The sequence below is a fragment of the Streptomyces sp. NTD91 genome (assembly GCF_059510455.1).
Genome location: NZ_JCAJZW010000004.1, coordinates 104,698 through 119,012, shown reverse-complemented (window position 1 = coordinate 119,012; position 14,315 = coordinate 104,698). Strand labels below are relative to the sequence as shown.

Below are 14,315 nucleotides of genomic sequence, written 5' to 3'. Positions count from 1 at the left end.
ACGAACGCCGGCCCCGCCGCGTCCTGCGGCGGGGCCGGCGTTCGTGCCCGCGGGCTGATGGCTCAGGCGAGCGCCTGGACGGCCGTGACGGCGAAGCCGTGGTCCTGCTCCGGTGCACCGCCGCCGACACCGACCGCGCCGATCAGTCGGCCGTCGCGGTGGACGGGCACTCCACCCGCGATGAACAGCAGCGGCCGATCGAGGGCCGTGGGCAGCGTGTGGAAGAGTCTGCCCGGCTGCACGGCGTCGACCAGGTCAGCGGTGGGGGCGTTCAGCTGGAGCGCCGTGTACGCCTTGCGAGTACTGGTCTCGCCGGAGATCAGCACGGCCCGGTCGTCCCGGCGGAAGGCGAGTAGATGGCCGCCCGCGTCCAGGACGGTGACGCTGACGGTGACCCCGGCGTTCTCGGCCGCGCGGCGGGCCATGGCGACGAGCAGTTCGGCGTCCTCGATGGACAGCGGGGCGACGGCGGTGGTGCTCATGAAGGTTCGCTCCTCGGGTGTTGCTGAAAGGGGGCTGAGCCCCGGCACGGAGGTCTGTGAGATGCGCGTGGTCGGGTGCTCTGTGCCGCCACGGCTCAGTGGTGGACCGGCGTCTGCTGCCCGGTGGGTGTGGTGGAGGCGATCACGGTGCTGCGGGAGCCGCCACGGCGCTCCAATGCCGCCGACAGGAAGGCGAGAACCAGGGCAGCAGCCGCTAGGGCGGCACCGACCCAGTTGGGCGCCGTGTAGCCGAAGCCGGCCGCGATCACCATGCCGCCGAGCCAGGCGGACAACGCGTTGCCGAGGTTGAAGGCGCCGATGTTCACGGCCGACGCGAGCGTCGGTGCACCGTGCGCCTGGTCGAGCACACGCTTCTGCAGCGGCGGAACGGTCGCGAAGCCCAGGGCGCCGATCATGGCGATGGTGAGAGCCGCCGCGATCTTGCTGTGGGCAGTGAGCGTGAAGACCGCAAGGACAAGAGCCAGAGCACCCAGGGACACGTAAAGCATCGGCATCAGGGCGCGGTCGGCGAACCTGCCGCCGACGAGGTTGCCGCCGACCATGCCGAGACCGAACAGGACCAGCAGCCAGGTCACCGAGCCGTCGGCGAAGCCCGCGATGCGGGTCATCATCGGCGCGATATAGGTGATCGCCGCGAAGACGCCGCCGAAGCCGAGGACGGTCATCGCCATGGCGAGAAGGACCTGGGCGTTCTTGAAGGCGGCCAGTTCGTGCCGCAGGTGCACGCCGTCGGGCCTGGGCAACTCGGGCACCAGCTTGGCGATGCCGACGAGGCCGACGGCACCGAGCGCGGCGACGATCGCGAAGGTGACGCGCCAGCCGAGGTGCTGGCCGATGAGCGTGCCCAGCGGAACGCCCACGACGTTGGCGACGGTCAGACCGGTGAACATCATGGCGATGGCTCCGGCCTTCTTGTGGGGTGCGACAAGCTCTGCAGCGACGACCGATCCGATGCCGAAGAAGGCGCCGTGCGCGAGCGAGGCGATCACACGTCCGATCAGCATGATCACAAAGGCGGGGGCCATTGCGGAGAGCAGGTTGCCGGCGATGAAGAGGCCCATCAGCAGCATCAGCATGCGCTTGCGGGAGACCTTGGTGCCGAGCACGGTCATCAGCGGGGCACCGATGACCACACCGAGCGCGTAGCCCGTCACCAGCAGGCCCGCCGTGGGGATGGAGACCCCGAAGTCACCCGCGACCTGCGGCAGCAAGCCCATGATCACGAACTCGGTCGTTCCGATTCCGAAGGCCCCGATCGCGAGGGCCAGAAGCGCGAGAGGCATGGAGGGGTACACCTTCCCAGAAGATTGCATGTGCGCCTTACGTGCATCAACAATAATTGCAGACGCGTGATAAATGCAATCGCTGACTATTGCGCACCTGTTCTACTCTTGGATGCAGCCGCTCCGGAACGGAGGAGAACGCGAATGACAGCGACGGATCCCGCGCTCACCGCCCTCGCACAGGGCTGGTGCGCCCTCTCTGCGCTGCACGGGAGGATCGAGGCGCATGTCGAGCGCGTCCTGCAGGCAAAGCACGACCTGAGCGTGCGCGAGTACTCGCTGCTCGATGTACTCAGCCGCCAGCACGACGGCGAGGGCGGGCATCTCCAGATGAAGCAGGTTGCCGACGCGGTCGTCCTCAGCCAGAGTGCCACCACCCGCCTGGTGACCCGGCTGGAGGACCGCGGCCTGCTGGAGCGCTATCTGTGCCCCACCGACCGGCGCGGCATCTACACCAACGTCACCGAGGCGGGCCTGCGACTCCTCGAGGAGGCACGGCCCACCCATGACGCCGCCCTGCGCGAGGCCCTGGACGACGCCTCCAGGTACCCGGAACTGGCCCCCTTGGTGCGGGTCGTGGAGTCGCTGAACGCACCGGCATAGGGTGCGCTCATGGGAGATCTTGAAATACGGCGTGCGACCGTCGACGACCTGCCGCCGATCGTCGCGATGCTCGCCGACGACCCGCTCGGCGCCGAGCGCGAGTCCCCCGACGACATGACCCCGTACCGGGCCGCGCTGGAACGCTTGGAAACCGATCCGAACCAGCATCTCGTCGTCGCCATCCGCGAAGGTCGCGTGATCGGCACCCTCCAGCTCACGATCATTTCGGGACTCTCGCACCGGGGTGCCACCCGCGCGCTCATCGAAGCTGTGCGCATCCACACAGACGAACGGGGCAGCGGGCTGGGCGGCCAGTTGATCGAGTGGGCGATCGAGACCTCGCGACAGCTCGGCTGCCGGATGGTGCAGCTGACCTCAGACAAGACACGCACCGACGCGCACCGCTTCTACGAACGACTCGGCTTCAGCGCCTCCCACGAGGGCTTCAAGCTCGGTCTGTGACGGCAGCGCCGAACCCGAACATCCAGGGGGTGCGTTTCACGTGAAACGCACCCCCTGAGCCATGAAGGCCTAGTGGATGCCCCGCCATCCCTCGGAGTCCACCCCACCGGGGACCGGAGCCTCGGGGTCGTACGGCTGCCGTGTGAATACGAACGAGCCGAGGTCGAGATGGCTCAGGGACCCGTCCGGGCGTCGTACCGGTTGAAGCAGCTCTCCGGCGTAATAGCCCTCCAGCCCCGTCCAGGTGCCGTCACCGTTGGAACGGAAACGGGAGCGCCGGCCACTGCCGGTCAGGGGTCCGAGCGCGAGAAGCCCGCCGCCGTTCACCCGAAGACCGAAGGCGCTGGTCCCCCAGTACCACTGCCCCGCCAGCTCCAGAACTGCTGGATCGACCTCGCGCAGCGGGCGCCAAGGCTCCGGGATCCGCGGCTCGGCCTCGGCCACGATCCGTACCAGGTCGGCTCCCAGCGCGCCCAGCAGCGGTCCACTGGTGCAGTTGGCAAGCACGACCGCGGCCACGTCGTCCTCCACGCTGAGGGTGAGGTTCGCCAGGAAGCCCGGCAGCGAGCCGGAGTGCCCGACCAGGAGCCGGCCGTCACGCCGCTGGATCTGCAGGCCAAGGCCGTACGTGGCCCACTCCAGCACATCCGCCGCCTCGACGGGGGCCGCAGGTGTGCGCATCTCCCGTACCGACTCCGCGCTAAGAACCCGGTCGTCACCCCTGGCCAGAAACGCGGCGAACAGCGCGAGGTCCCTTGTGGTCGACCACAGCTGGCCGGCCGGCGCCATTTTGCCCAGGTCTTCCAGCGGCTCCGGCAGCAGCGCGTCCGCCCACGGATGCACGGCCCATCCACCGGCGTGCGGCGGCTGGGACTGCATGCTCGTACGGTGCAGACCGAGCGGCTCGAGGATCTCGGTGCGCAGCACCTCTTCCCAGGGAGCGTCCCGCAGCTGCTCCACCAGAGCACCGAGCACCGTGTAGCCGGGGTTGGAGTAGTGGTGCCGCCGGCCGACGGGGTGCAGAAGAGGCTGTTCGCCGAGCACATCGCTCAGCTCCGGGCGCAGGGCGCCCGGGGTCCGCTCCCACCAGGGCCCGGGCGACTCCGCCGCCAATCCTGCGGTGTGCGCCAGCAGTTCGGCGACCGTCGCCTCGCCCGCACCCGTGCCGGGCAGATGCTTCTCCAACGGGTCACCGAGATCCAGCAGGCCCTCGTCCCGCAGCCGCATCACCAGCACAGCGGTGAAGGTCTTGGTGATGGACCCGATCCGGTACTGCACGTTCTGGTCCGGCCCGTGCCCGTCCACCGAGGTCCGCGCCCCGTGCCACACGGCCGTACCACCGCGCACCACGGAGGCGACCAGCGAGGGCGCCCGGCCTTCTGTCTGGGCGACGGCGATCCGGTGCAGCAGGGCGCGGCGCGTCCACGGGAGCAGCTCTTCCTGAGATGACGTCATGGGCCCAGTCCACCTGGTGTGACGGCAGACGTCGAGTCCATTTCCCCGGCCGGAAGACGTCGTTCCGGCCCGGCGCCGGATCAGGTCTGGGCCATGTCCACGAATCGGGAGTAGTGGCCCTGGAAGGCGACCGTGATGGTGGCCGTGGGGCCGTTTCGGTGCTTGGCCACGATCAGGTCGGCCTCGCCCGCACGCGGGGACTCCTTCTCGTACGCGTCCTCGCGGTGCAGCAGGATGACCATGTCGGCGTCCTGCTCGATGGAGCCCGACTCACGCAGGTCCGAGACCATGGGCTTCTTGTCGGTACGCTGCTCGGGGCCACGGTTGAGCTGGGAGAGCGCGATGACCGGGATCTCCAGCTCCTTGGCGAGCAGTTTGAGGTTACGGGACATGTCCGAGACCTCCTGCTGACGGCTCTCGGCCCGCTTGGACCCACCGGACTGCATCAGCTGGAGGTAGTCGATGACGACGAGCTTCAGGTCGTTGCGCTGCTTCAGGCGCCGGCACTTGGCGCGGATCTCCATCATCGACAGGTTGGGAGAGTCGTCGATGTAGAGCGGAGCGGCCGAGACATCGGGCATGCGGCGGGCGAGCCGGGTCCAGTCCTCGTCGGTCATGGTGCCGGACCTCATGTGGTGCAGGGCGACCCGGGCCTCGGCCGACAGCAGACGCATCGCAATCTCGTTGCGGCCCATTTCGAGGGAGAAGATGACGCTCGGCAGGTTGTGCTTGATCGAGGCGGCCCGCGCGAAGTCCAGTGCGAGCGTCGACTTGCCCATGGCGGGCCGGGCGGCGATGACGATCATCTGCCCCGGGTGCAGACCGTTCGTCAGCGAGTCGAAGTCGGTGAAGCCCGTCGGCACACCGGTCATCTCACCGCTGCGCGAACCGATGGCCTCGATCTCGTCGAGGGCGCCTTCCATGATGTCGCCGAGCGGCAGGTAGTCCTCGCTGGTGCGCTGCTCGGTGACGGCGTAGATCTCCGCCTGGGCGCTGTTGACGATCTCGTCCACGTCACCGTCGGCGGCGTATCCCATCTGGGTGATGCGCGTACCGGCTTCGACAAGGCGGCGCAGGATCGCCCGCTCATGGACGATCTCCGCGTAGTACTCGGCGTTGGCCGCCGTGGGCACCGTCTGGACGAGGCTGTGGAGATACGCGGCACCGCCGACCTTGTTGATCTCACCGCGCTTGGTGAGCTCGGCGGCGATGGTGATCGGATCGGCCGGCTCTCCCTTGGCGTAGACGTCCAGGATCGCCTGGTAGATGGTCTCGTGCGCGGGCTTGTAGAAGTCGTGCCCCTTGAGGATCTCGACCACGTCGGCGATGGCGTCCTTGGACAGCAGCATGCCGCCCAGCACGGACTGCTCGGCGTCAAGGTCCTGCGGCGGCACCCGTTCGAAGGAGGAACTACCGCCGTCCCAGGAGCCGCTCTCCCTGCCCCGGTCGTGCTGTTCGTCACGACCCCGGCCGCCGTCACCGCGTCGACGGGAGGCCGGCAGGCGATCACTGGGCCCGGCGTCGGCCCACGGATCGTCCAAGGGCTCGGAAATGCTCACCGAGCCACCTCCTCCCGTCCGCGCGGCGGACCTCGCCGTGTCCTCTTTTGTACGGCACGACACTGACAACTGAGAGGCCCAACTCCGGTTCCGACGCGTCGGTTCTGTACCGATTCCAAGGCTGAGGAAAAGGTGCCTTCGAAGGGCACTCTCCAGGCCTGAGGAAGGAGCGGGCGCCGGACAACGGTAGGCCTGTCGGCACCGTCAGCCAATCTGGTTATCCACAGGCCATGTGGACGACCGCCCGTATGCTGTGGAGAACTCACCGAAACCTGTGCACGACCCGGTGGACAGCCCTGTGAACAAGACCTCCCGCTCACCTTCAGCACCACTTTGACCTGCATCTTTGCCGTCCACGGGCTGTGCAGAAGAAAAACTTCCCCAGCCGGGCCGAGATTGCTTCGAACGGTGCCCGAATGGACACACCCGCAGAGAAAGTGTAAGGGGTGACTATCGCTTGCATCACTTACCTGTGGACGATTAGATTGGTGGTCATGACACAGGCTCCTGCGATACCCGAGACCACCCGGCGGCGCCACGATCGAGAGATCGTGGCGCTGGCCGTCCCGGCCTTCGGCGCGCTCGTCGCGGAGCCTCTCTTCGTCATGGCGGACAGTGCCATCGTCGGCCATCTCGGTACCGCCCAGCTCGCCGGTCTCGGTGTGGCCTCGGCCCTGCTCACCACCGCGGTAAGTGTCTTCGTCTTCCTGGCCTACGCCACCACTGCAGCCGTGGCCCGGCGTGTCGGCGCCGGCGACCTGCAGGCCGCCATCCGCCAGGGCACGGACGGCATCTGGCTGGCGCTGCTCCTCGGGATCGCCGTCATCGTCGTCGTTCTCCCCCTGGCCCCCGGCATCGTGGACCTCTTCGGCACCTCCACGACCGCTGCCCCCTACGCCACGACCTACCTGCGCATCTCATCGCTGGGTATTCCGGCCATGCTGATCGTCCTCGCTGCCACGGGAGTGTTGCGTGGCCTGCAGGACACCAGGACCCCGCTCTATGTCGCCGTCGCGGGCTTTGTCGCCAACGGCGCACTCAATGCGGGGCTTGTGTACGGTGCGGGGCTGGGCATCGCCGGTTCTGCCTGGGGAACCGTGGTCGCCCAGTGCGGCATGGCGGCCGTTTATCTCACCGTGGTCGTACGAGGGGCCCGTCGGCACGGGGCTTCTCTCCGCCCCGACACAGCCGGCATCCGGACCTCGGCTCAGGCAGGCGCCCCGCTCCTGGTCCGTACCCTGTCGCTGCGGGCGATCCTGATGCTCGCCACGGCGGTCGCGGCACATCTGGGCGACGCCGATGTCGCCGCGCACCAGATCATCCTGTCCCTGTGGAATCTGTTGGCCTTCGCTCTGGACGCGATAGCGATCGCAGGACAGGCCATCATCGGCCGCTACCTGGGAGCGAACGACGCCCGCGGAGCCCGTGAAGGCTGCCGTCGCATGGTCCAGTGGGGCACCGCCACCGGTGTGGTCCTCGGCCTTCTCGTGGTGGCCGCACGACCGCTCTTCCTGCCGTTGTTCACCAGCGACTACGGAGTCAAGGACGCGGCGCTGCCCGCACTGCTGATGGTGGCCCTGTCGCAGCCGATCTGCGGGATCGTCTTCGTACTGGACGGAGTGCTGATGGGCGCCGGCGATGGGCCGTACCTGGCCGGAGCCATGGTCGTCACCCTCGCGGTGTTCGCTCCGGCCGCCCTGCTCGTCCCCGCCCTCGGCGGAGGTCTCACGGCGCTGTGGGCTGCGATGACCCTGATGATGACCGTCCGCATGCTGACCTTGTGGCTGCGCATGCGGTCGGGGCGCTGGATCGTGACAGGCGCGACCCGCTGAACAAGTCGGCATGAGAGCCCCGGCTCAGATCTCGGCCCGGTGACTCCGGTTTCACGTGGAACATGCCAGGACCCCGCGCAGTGTCCCGGGCACGGACAACGGAAAAGGGGCCGACCCGCAAGGGTCGGCCCCCTCTCAGCCGTTCAGGCCGAGCGCAGCGTCACGCCGCGACGACCTCGATGTTGACCTTGGCGGCAACCTCGGGGTGCAGACGCACGGACGTCTCGTGGGCGCCCAGGGTCTTGATCGGCGCGCCGAGCTCGATGCGGCGCTTGTCGACCTCGGGGCCACCAGAGGCCTTGATCGCGGACGCGATGTCGGCCGGAGTGACGGAACCGAAGAGTCGGCCGGACTCGCCGGAGCGGACGGCCAGGCGGACCTTGACGCCCTCGAGCTGGGCCTTCACCTGGTTGGCCTGCTCGATGGTCTGGATCTCGTGGATCTTGCGGGCGCGGCGGATCTGCTCGACGTCCTTCTCGCCACCCTTGGTCCAGCGGATAGCGAACTTCCGCGGGATCAAGTAGTTGCGAGCGTAACCGTCCTTGACGTCGACGACCTCGCCGGCGGCGCCGAGACCGGTGACCTCGTGGGTGAGGATGATCTTCATGAGTCGGTCACCCTTCCCTTATCGCGCGGTGGACGTGTAGGGCAGCAGCGCCATCTCACGGCTGTTCTTGACGGCCGTGGCGACGTCACGCTGGTGCTGCGTGCAGTTGCCGGTCACGCGGCGGGCACGGATCTTGCCGCGGTCGGAAATGAACTTCCGCAGCATGTTCGTGTCCTTGTAGTCCACGTACGTGACCTTGTCCTTGCAGAAAGCGCAAACCTTCTTCTTCGGCTTGCGCACAGGCGGCTTCGCCATGGTGTTTCTCCTGTGTGATCAAGAAGTGGGGATGCGAGCCCTTAGAACGGGGGCTCGTCCGAGTAGCCGCCACCGCCGCCGGAGCCGCCGCCCCAGCCGCCGCCCTGCTGGCCACCGGCGGGAGCGCCGGTCGCCCACGGATCGTCGGCCGGAGCGCCGCCGCCCTGCTGGCCGCCACCGGGGCCTCCGCCCCAGCCGCCGCCCTGCTGGCCGCCACCGCCGCCGTAACCGCCCTGGCCACCGCGAGCGCCACCGGCGGTCTTGGTGACCTTGGCCGTGGCGTTGCGCAGGCTGGGGCCGACCTCCTCGACGTCCAGCTCGTAGACCGTCCGCTTGACGCCCTCACGGTCCTCGTAGGACCGCTGCTTCAGCCGGCCCTGGACGATCACGCGCATGCCTCGCTGAAGCGACTCGGCGACGTTCTCCGCCGCCTGACGCCAGACAGAGCAGGTCAGGAACAGGCTCTCGCCGTCCTTCCACTCGTTCGTCTGGCGGTCGAAGGTGCGGGGAGTGGACGCGACACGGAACTTCGCGACGGCCGCACCGGACGGGGTGAAGCGCAGCTCGGGGTCGTCGACAAGATTGCCGATGACCGTGATGACGGTCTCGCCTGCCATGGGGGAACCTCTCGGCGGGTTTGCTGCTCTGGCTGCTTGCTTGCTACTCGAATCCCGAGATCAGCTGAGCGGAAGGGCTCAGTGGGTCTCGGGGCGGAGGACCTTGGTCCGGAGGACCGACTCGTTCAGGTTCATCTGGCGGTCGAGCTCCTTGACGACCGCAGGCTCGGCCTGCAGGTCGATGACCGAGTAGATGCCCTCGGGCTTCTTCTTGATCTCGTAGGCGAGACGACGACGGCCCCAGGTGTCGACCTTCTCAACCTTGCCGCCACCGTCACGGACGACGGACAGGAAGTTCTCGATCAGCGGGGAGACCGCACGCTCCTCGAGATCGGGGTCGAGGATGACCATCACCTCGTAGTGACGCATGTGGAACCCACCTCCTTTGGACTCAGCGGCCACGGTCGTTCCGTGGCAGGAGGGTTGTGATGCGTACGCAACGGTATCGGCCGCCACTGACAATCGGGGGCCTGCGAGGGAATCCCGCAGTGTTACCTGGGCAGGCGTGGGCAGACACCGGTGCAGACGGTACAGACTACCCGCACACCCGCTTCCGGTTGAAATCCGCCTGCGAAGGCCGTCACTCTGTACACGTCGGGTGTGTACGGCGCTACTATGCGCCGCCTTCCGCAGGAGGTGCCCATGGCACAGGCTTTGCATCCCAACGTCGCCGGTTCCCTCTTCGCCACGGACGGCAAGCGCCGTCCGCTTCAGGACACCCTGATGGCGGTGACTTTCGTCCTCGGGTTCCTGTCCTTCATCACGTCCTTCTTCCACGGCCTCCACCTGCTGTCCTCGTGGACGGGTCTGGTGGGGCTCGGTGTCGGCATCTACGGACAGTGGATCTCCGTGACGACCCGGGAGCGCTTCATCCTGATCCTGGGTCTCGGCGCCGCGGGGGTCGGTTTCCTGATCAGCATGGCGCACGGCGGGCTGTTCGGCGGGCTCGTCGGCAGCTGACGGCCGGAGGGCGTCCGCCCGACGCCCTTTTTCACCGCACGAGCCGCCCGGCCGCGCATCCGGCCGGGGTTAAGGCCCGTACGCCAGTCGGGGCGCTCGCAGGGCGCAGTAGGCTTCGGCGCGAGAGCCGGAGCCCCTGAACCCATGGGGACACACCAGCCCGAGGAGCGCCCCGACATGAGCCTGACCCTGAGGACCATCAGCCGCGAGCAACATCTGGCCTACATCCAGAGCCTGCCGGCGGCGAGCCACATGCAGGTCCCGGCCTGGGCCGACGTGAAGGCGGAGTGGCGCTCGGAGAACCTCGGCTGGTTCGACGACCGCACCGGCGAGATGGTCGGCGCCGGGCTGGTCCTCTACCGGCAGCTGCCCAAGATCAAGCGCTATCTCGCCTACCTGCCGGAAGGCCCGGTCATCAACTGGTTCGCTCCGAACCTGGACGACTGGATCCAGCCGATGCTGGCGCACCTGAAGCAGCAGGGCGCGTTCTCGGTGAAGATGGGGCCGCCGGTGATCATCCGGCGCTGGAACGCCGAGACGATCAAGAGGGGCATCCAGGACCAGGACGTCAAGCGCCTGCGCGACCTGGAGGCCGACTTCATCGAGCCGCGCGCCTTCGAGGTGGCCGACAAGCTGCGCCGTATGGGCTGGCAGCAGGGCGAGGACGGCGGCGCCGGCTTCGGCGACGTACAGCCTCGCTACGTCTTCCAGGTGCCGCTCGCCAACCGCTCCCTGGAAGAGGTCCACAAGAACTTCAACCAGCTGTGGCGACGCAACATCAAGAAGGCCGAGAAGGCAGGCGTCGAGGTCGTCCAGGGCGGCTACCAGGACCTGCCCGAGTGGCAGCGGCTGTACGAGATCACCGCTGTGCGCGACCACTTCCGGCCCCGCCCTCTGGCGTACTTCCAGCGCATGTGGACGGCCCTCAACACCGAGGACCCGAACCGGATGCGCCTGTACTTCGCCCGCCACAACGGCGTGAACCTGTCCGCGGCGACGATGCTCATCGTCGGCGGGCATGTCTGGTACTCCTACGGCGCCTCCGACAACATCGGCCGTGAGGTCCGACCCTCGAACGCAATGCAGTGGCGGATGCTGCGCGACGCCTACGCGCTCGGCGCCACCGTCTACGACCTGCGCGGCATCTCCGACTCCCTGGACGAGACGGATCACCTGTTCGGTCTGATCCAGTTCAAGGTCGGCACCGGCGGTCAGGCGGCCGAGTACCTGGGCGAGTGGGACTTCCCGCTGAACAAGCTGCTCCACAAGGCCCTCGACATCTACATGTCGCGCCGCTGACCCGCGGGCGTTTGATTCCATAGGGTCCACAGCTTCCACACCTCGATACACGGCAGCCACGAGAAAGGTTCCGGGTCCGGCCATGGCGCTCACGCTTTACGTCGACACCGCGCGCTGGCGGGCGCACCACAAGCACGTGCAGGAGCAGTTTCCGGGGCTCGTCCCGGTCTGCAAGGGCAACGGCTACGGCTTCGGGCACGAGCGGCTGGCGGAGGAGGCCACGCGACTGGGCGCGGACCTGCTCGCCGTCGGCACCACCTACGAGGCCGCGCGCATCAAGGACTTCTTCAGCGGTGACCTGCTGGTGCTGACGCCGTACCGGCGCGGCGAGGAGCCCGTGCCGCTGCCCGACCGGGTGGTGCGCTCGGTGTCGTCGATCGACGGCGTGTACGGCCTCGTCGGCGCCCGTGTCGTCATCGAGGTGATGTCCTCGATGAAGCGGCACGGCATCAGCGAGCAGGACCTGCCCCAGCTGCACCAGGCCATAGAGAACGTCCGGCTGGAGGGCTTCGCCATCCATCTGCCGCTGGACCGCACCGACGGCACGGACGCCGTCGAGGAGGTCATCGGCTGGATGGACCGGCTGCGCGCGGCCCGGCTGCCGCTGCACACGATGTTCGTCAGCCACCTCAAGGCCGACGAACTCACCCGGCTCCAGCAGCAGTTCCCACAGACCCGGTTCCGCGCCCGCATCGGCACGCGACTGTGGCTGGGCGACCACGAAGCCACCGAGTACCGCGGCGCCGTCCTGGACGTCACGCGCGTGTCCAAGGGTGACCGGTTCGGCTACCGTCAGCAGAAGGCAGCCTCCGACGGCTACCTGGTGGTCGTTGCGGGCGGTACGTCGCACGGGGTGGGCCTGGAGGCCCCGAAGGCCCTGCACGGCGTCATGCCACGCGCCAAGGGCGTCGCACGGGCCGGCCTCGCCACGGTCAACCGGAACCTTTCTCCGTTCGTCTGGGGCGGCAAGCAGCGCTGGTTCGCCGAGCCCCCGCACATGCAGGTCTCGATCCTTTTCGTCCCCTCGGACGCCCCGGAGCCGAAGGTCGGCGACGAACTGGTGGCCCATCTGCGGCACACCACCACGCAGTTCGACCGGCTCGTGGACCGCTGAGCCCGGCCCCCGGGAGACCGGAGCGACAGCAGGAAGGCCGTGCACGCATCCCGCGTGCACGGCCTTCTTCACGGCCCTTCGTCCGTACGTTCGCTCAGAGCGGACCGTCTTCCCCAGAGGGCGGCAGCGGCCTGCCCCAGTCCACCTGGACCCCCTCGAAGTGGGCCGCATGCCGCGGTGGATGGGCCGCCGCGCCCAGCACGAAGACGTCCTCCGCACCGTCGAGCACCCCGCCCGAGGGGTCATCGTCGCCCGACCTGCGCACCACGTCCCGCTCCGGCATGAGAATGTCCCGTACGACGACGGCACACAGGTACAGCGTGCCCACAAGGTGCAGCACGATCGCCCAGTGATAGCCGTGCGTCGGCAGCCCCTTGTGGGCGTCACCGCTGGTCGTGTACGCGAGGTACATCCAGATGCCCAGGAAGTACGCCACCTCGCACGCCTGCCAGATCAGGAAGTCGCGCCACTTGGGCCGGGCGAGGACCGCCAGCGGCACCAGCCACAGGACGTACTGCGGCGAGTAGACCTTGTTGGTGACGATGAACGCAGCCACCACCAGGAATGCCAGCTGGGCGAAACGCGGCCGACGCGGCGCGGTGAAGGCCAGCGCGCCGATACCGAGAAAGCACAGCGCCACCAGCACCATCGCGGCTGCGTTCACAAAGCCCGTGCTCGGCGGGTTGCTGGAGTTCTGTGCCCAGATCAGCCAGAACGAGCCGAAGTCGACGCCCCGCTCCTGGCTGAACGTGTAGAACTTCGACCAGCCCGGGAAGGCGAAGAGCATCACTGGGAGATTCACCACGAGCCAGGCGATCACCGTACCGCTCACGGCCTGGGCGTACTCCCGCCATTTGCCGGCACGCCAGCACAGCAGGAGCAGCGGGCCCAGCAAGAACACGGGATAGAGTTTGGCGGCCGTGGCGAGACCCAGGAGGACGCCGAAGGCTACGGGACGGCTCCTAGACCACATGAGCATCGCGGCGGCCGTGAGCGCCACCGCCAGCAGGTCCCAGTTGATGGTCGCGGTGAGCACGAAGGCGGGCGCCAGGGCGACCAGCAAGCCGTCCCAGGGGCGGCGGCGATGGGTGCGGGCCGCGCAGACGGCGATCACGGCCGCGCACACCATCAGCATCGCGGCGTTGACAAACCAGTACCACTGCTCCTGGTGCTGGATGCTGCCGCTGTGCGGAGTGAGCCAGGACGCCACCTCCATGAACACACCGGTCAGCACGGGGTATTCGAGGTAGCCCATGCCACCGGACATGTCGTCCGGAAGCTTGTCGAAGTACGGCACGAGATGGTCGGCGAATCCGCGGCCCTGATAGAGGTGCGGGATGTCCGAGTAGCAGGCCTTGGTGTACTGACTGCTCGCGCCGAAGAACCAGGCGCTGTGATAGCAGGGCGCCTTCTGAACCAGACCGAGGGCGAACATGCCGATCGCCACGAGCGCGACCACCCGCACGGGGGTCCACCAGGAGGCCCCCAGCAGCGCGCGCCGCCCGAAGGGACCACCGATCAGCTCACTGCCGGCCCGGGCGATCTCGTCCTCACTGGTCGGACGTACCGGTTCTGCCGTGGCGGGCCGCACGGGCTCGGGCTCGTGCCTGCTCTCAGGCGTCATCTCTGCACTGGGCATGGGGCACATCCTGCCGTACCCGTCTAGGAAAACGACGTGGGCCGCCGCGCCTGGTGGGGTGCGGCGGCCCATGTTTCACGTGAAACACCCGTGGCGGTCGAAATGCTCGCCAACCGGTCGGGCGCGG

General features: G+C 68.1%; 15 protein-coding genes. 6 read left to right on the top strand and 9 right to left on the bottom strand.

The genetic code is table 11. The features are described from left to right. Nucleotides 1-62: 62 nt before the first annotated feature. Both AC5WRT_RS06505 and AC5WRT_RS06500 read right to left on the bottom strand, forming a co-directional pair. Nucleotides 63-482, bottom strand: a complete 420-nt coding sequence (locus AC5WRT_RS06505) for a GlcG/HbpS family heme-binding protein (RefSeq protein ID WP_496092164.1) — start codon at nt 480-482, stop codon at nt 63-65. A 95-nt stretch (nt 483-577) separates the two neighbouring features. Further along, nucleotides 578-1,786 carry an MFS transporter gene (locus AC5WRT_RS06500; protein ID WP_496092165.1) on the bottom strand — a complete coding sequence of 403 codons (1,209 nt, stop codon included), beginning with the start codon at nt 1,784-1,786 and terminating at the stop codon, nt 578-580. 144 nt (nt 1,787-1,930) lie between these two features. Between AC5WRT_RS06500 and AC5WRT_RS06495 the strand changes: the two genes are divergently transcribed. Further along, nucleotides 1,931-2,389: a MarR family winged helix-turn-helix transcriptional regulator gene (locus AC5WRT_RS06495; RefSeq protein ID WP_496092166.1), complete on the top strand. Its 459-nt coding sequence runs from the start codon at nt 1,931-1,933 to the stop codon at nt 2,387-2,389. Nucleotides 2,390-2,398: 9 nt separating this feature from the next. After that, the gene (locus AC5WRT_RS06490; protein ID WP_496092167.1) at nt 2,399-2,851 is read left to right on the top strand and encodes a GNAT family N-acetyltransferase; all 453 of its coding nucleotides are present in this window, start codon (nt 2,399-2,401) and stop codon (nt 2,849-2,851) included. Nucleotides 2,852-2,920: 69 nt separating this feature from the next. Here the strand turns inward: AC5WRT_RS06490 and AC5WRT_RS06485 are convergent, their stop codons facing one another. Beyond that, nucleotides 2,921-4,306 carry a serine hydrolase domain-containing protein gene (locus AC5WRT_RS06485; RefSeq protein ID WP_496092168.1) on the bottom strand — a complete coding sequence of 462 codons (1,386 nt, stop codon included), beginning with the start codon at nt 4,304-4,306 and terminating at the stop codon, nt 2,921-2,923. Nucleotides 4,307-4,386: 80 nt separating this feature from the next. Then, nucleotides 4,387-5,865 (bottom strand): replicative DNA helicase, encoded by a 1,479-nt coding sequence (gene dnaB / locus AC5WRT_RS06480; RefSeq protein ID WP_496092169.1) that lies wholly within the window; start codon nt 5,863-5,865, stop codon nt 4,387-4,389. Between the two features lie 494 nt (nt 5,866-6,359). On the opposite strand from dnaB, the gene AC5WRT_RS06475 reads away from it, so the two are divergent. Continuing rightward, the gene (locus AC5WRT_RS06475) at nt 6,360-7,697 is read left to right on the top strand and encodes an MATE family efflux transporter (protein ID WP_496100005.1); all 1,338 of its coding nucleotides are present in this window, start codon (nt 6,360-6,362) and stop codon (nt 7,695-7,697) included. A gap of 160 nt (nt 7,698-7,857) precedes the next feature. On the opposite strand, the gene rplI is transcribed toward AC5WRT_RS06475, so the two are convergent. The 4 genes from rplI to rpsF all read right to left on the bottom strand — a co-directional run bounded on the left by rplI (nt 7,858) and on the right by rpsF (nt 9,545). Beyond that, entirely contained in the window at nt 7,858-8,304 is a 447-nt protein-coding gene (gene rplI / locus AC5WRT_RS06470; protein WP_496092171.1) for a 50S ribosomal protein L9, read from the bottom strand. 18 nt (nt 8,305-8,322) lie between these two features. Further along, a complete protein-coding gene (gene rpsR, locus AC5WRT_RS06465) occupies nt 8,323-8,559 on the bottom strand; it encodes a 30S ribosomal protein S18 (RefSeq protein ID WP_003949403.1) in 237 nt (78 codons plus the stop codon). A gap of 41 nt (nt 8,560-8,600) precedes the next feature. Continuing rightward, nucleotides 8,601-9,176: a single-stranded DNA-binding protein gene (locus AC5WRT_RS06460; protein ID WP_496092172.1), complete on the bottom strand. Its 576-nt coding sequence runs from the start codon at nt 9,174-9,176 to the stop codon at nt 8,601-8,603. A gap of 78 nt (nt 9,177-9,254) precedes the next feature. Then, nucleotides 9,255-9,545, bottom strand: a complete 291-nt coding sequence (gene rpsF / locus AC5WRT_RS06455) for a 30S ribosomal protein S6 (RefSeq protein ID WP_014673750.1) — start codon at nt 9,543-9,545, stop codon at nt 9,255-9,257. Nucleotides 9,546-9,818: 273 nt separating this feature from the next. Here rpsF and AC5WRT_RS06450 point away from each other — a divergent pair, with 273 nt between their 5' ends. The 3 genes from AC5WRT_RS06450 (at nt 9,819) to AC5WRT_RS06440 (ending at nt 12,549) form a co-directional block, all read left to right on the top strand. Continuing rightward, nucleotides 9,819-10,136: a hypothetical protein gene (locus AC5WRT_RS06450; protein ID WP_496092173.1), complete on the top strand. Its 318-nt coding sequence runs from the start codon at nt 9,819-9,821 to the stop codon at nt 10,134-10,136. A 177-nt stretch (nt 10,137-10,313) separates the two neighbouring features. Further along, nucleotides 10,314-11,435: a peptidoglycan bridge formation glycyltransferase FemX gene (gene femX / locus AC5WRT_RS06445; protein WP_496092174.1), complete on the top strand. Its 1,122-nt coding sequence runs from the start codon at nt 10,314-10,316 to the stop codon at nt 11,433-11,435. 82 nt (nt 11,436-11,517) lie between these two features. Beyond that, a complete protein-coding gene (locus tag AC5WRT_RS06440) occupies nt 11,518-12,549 on the top strand; it encodes an alanine racemase (protein ID WP_496092175.1) in 1,032 nt (343 codons plus the stop codon). A 94-nt stretch (nt 12,550-12,643) separates the two neighbouring features. Here the strand turns inward: AC5WRT_RS06440 and AC5WRT_RS06435 are convergent, their stop codons facing one another. Next, on the bottom strand, nt 12,644-14,188 hold the full coding sequence (locus AC5WRT_RS06435; protein WP_496092176.1) for a glycosyltransferase family 87 protein: 1,545 nt from the start codon (nt 14,186-14,188) through the stop codon (nt 12,644-12,646). Between the last annotated feature and the right edge of the window lie 127 nt (nt 14,189-14,315).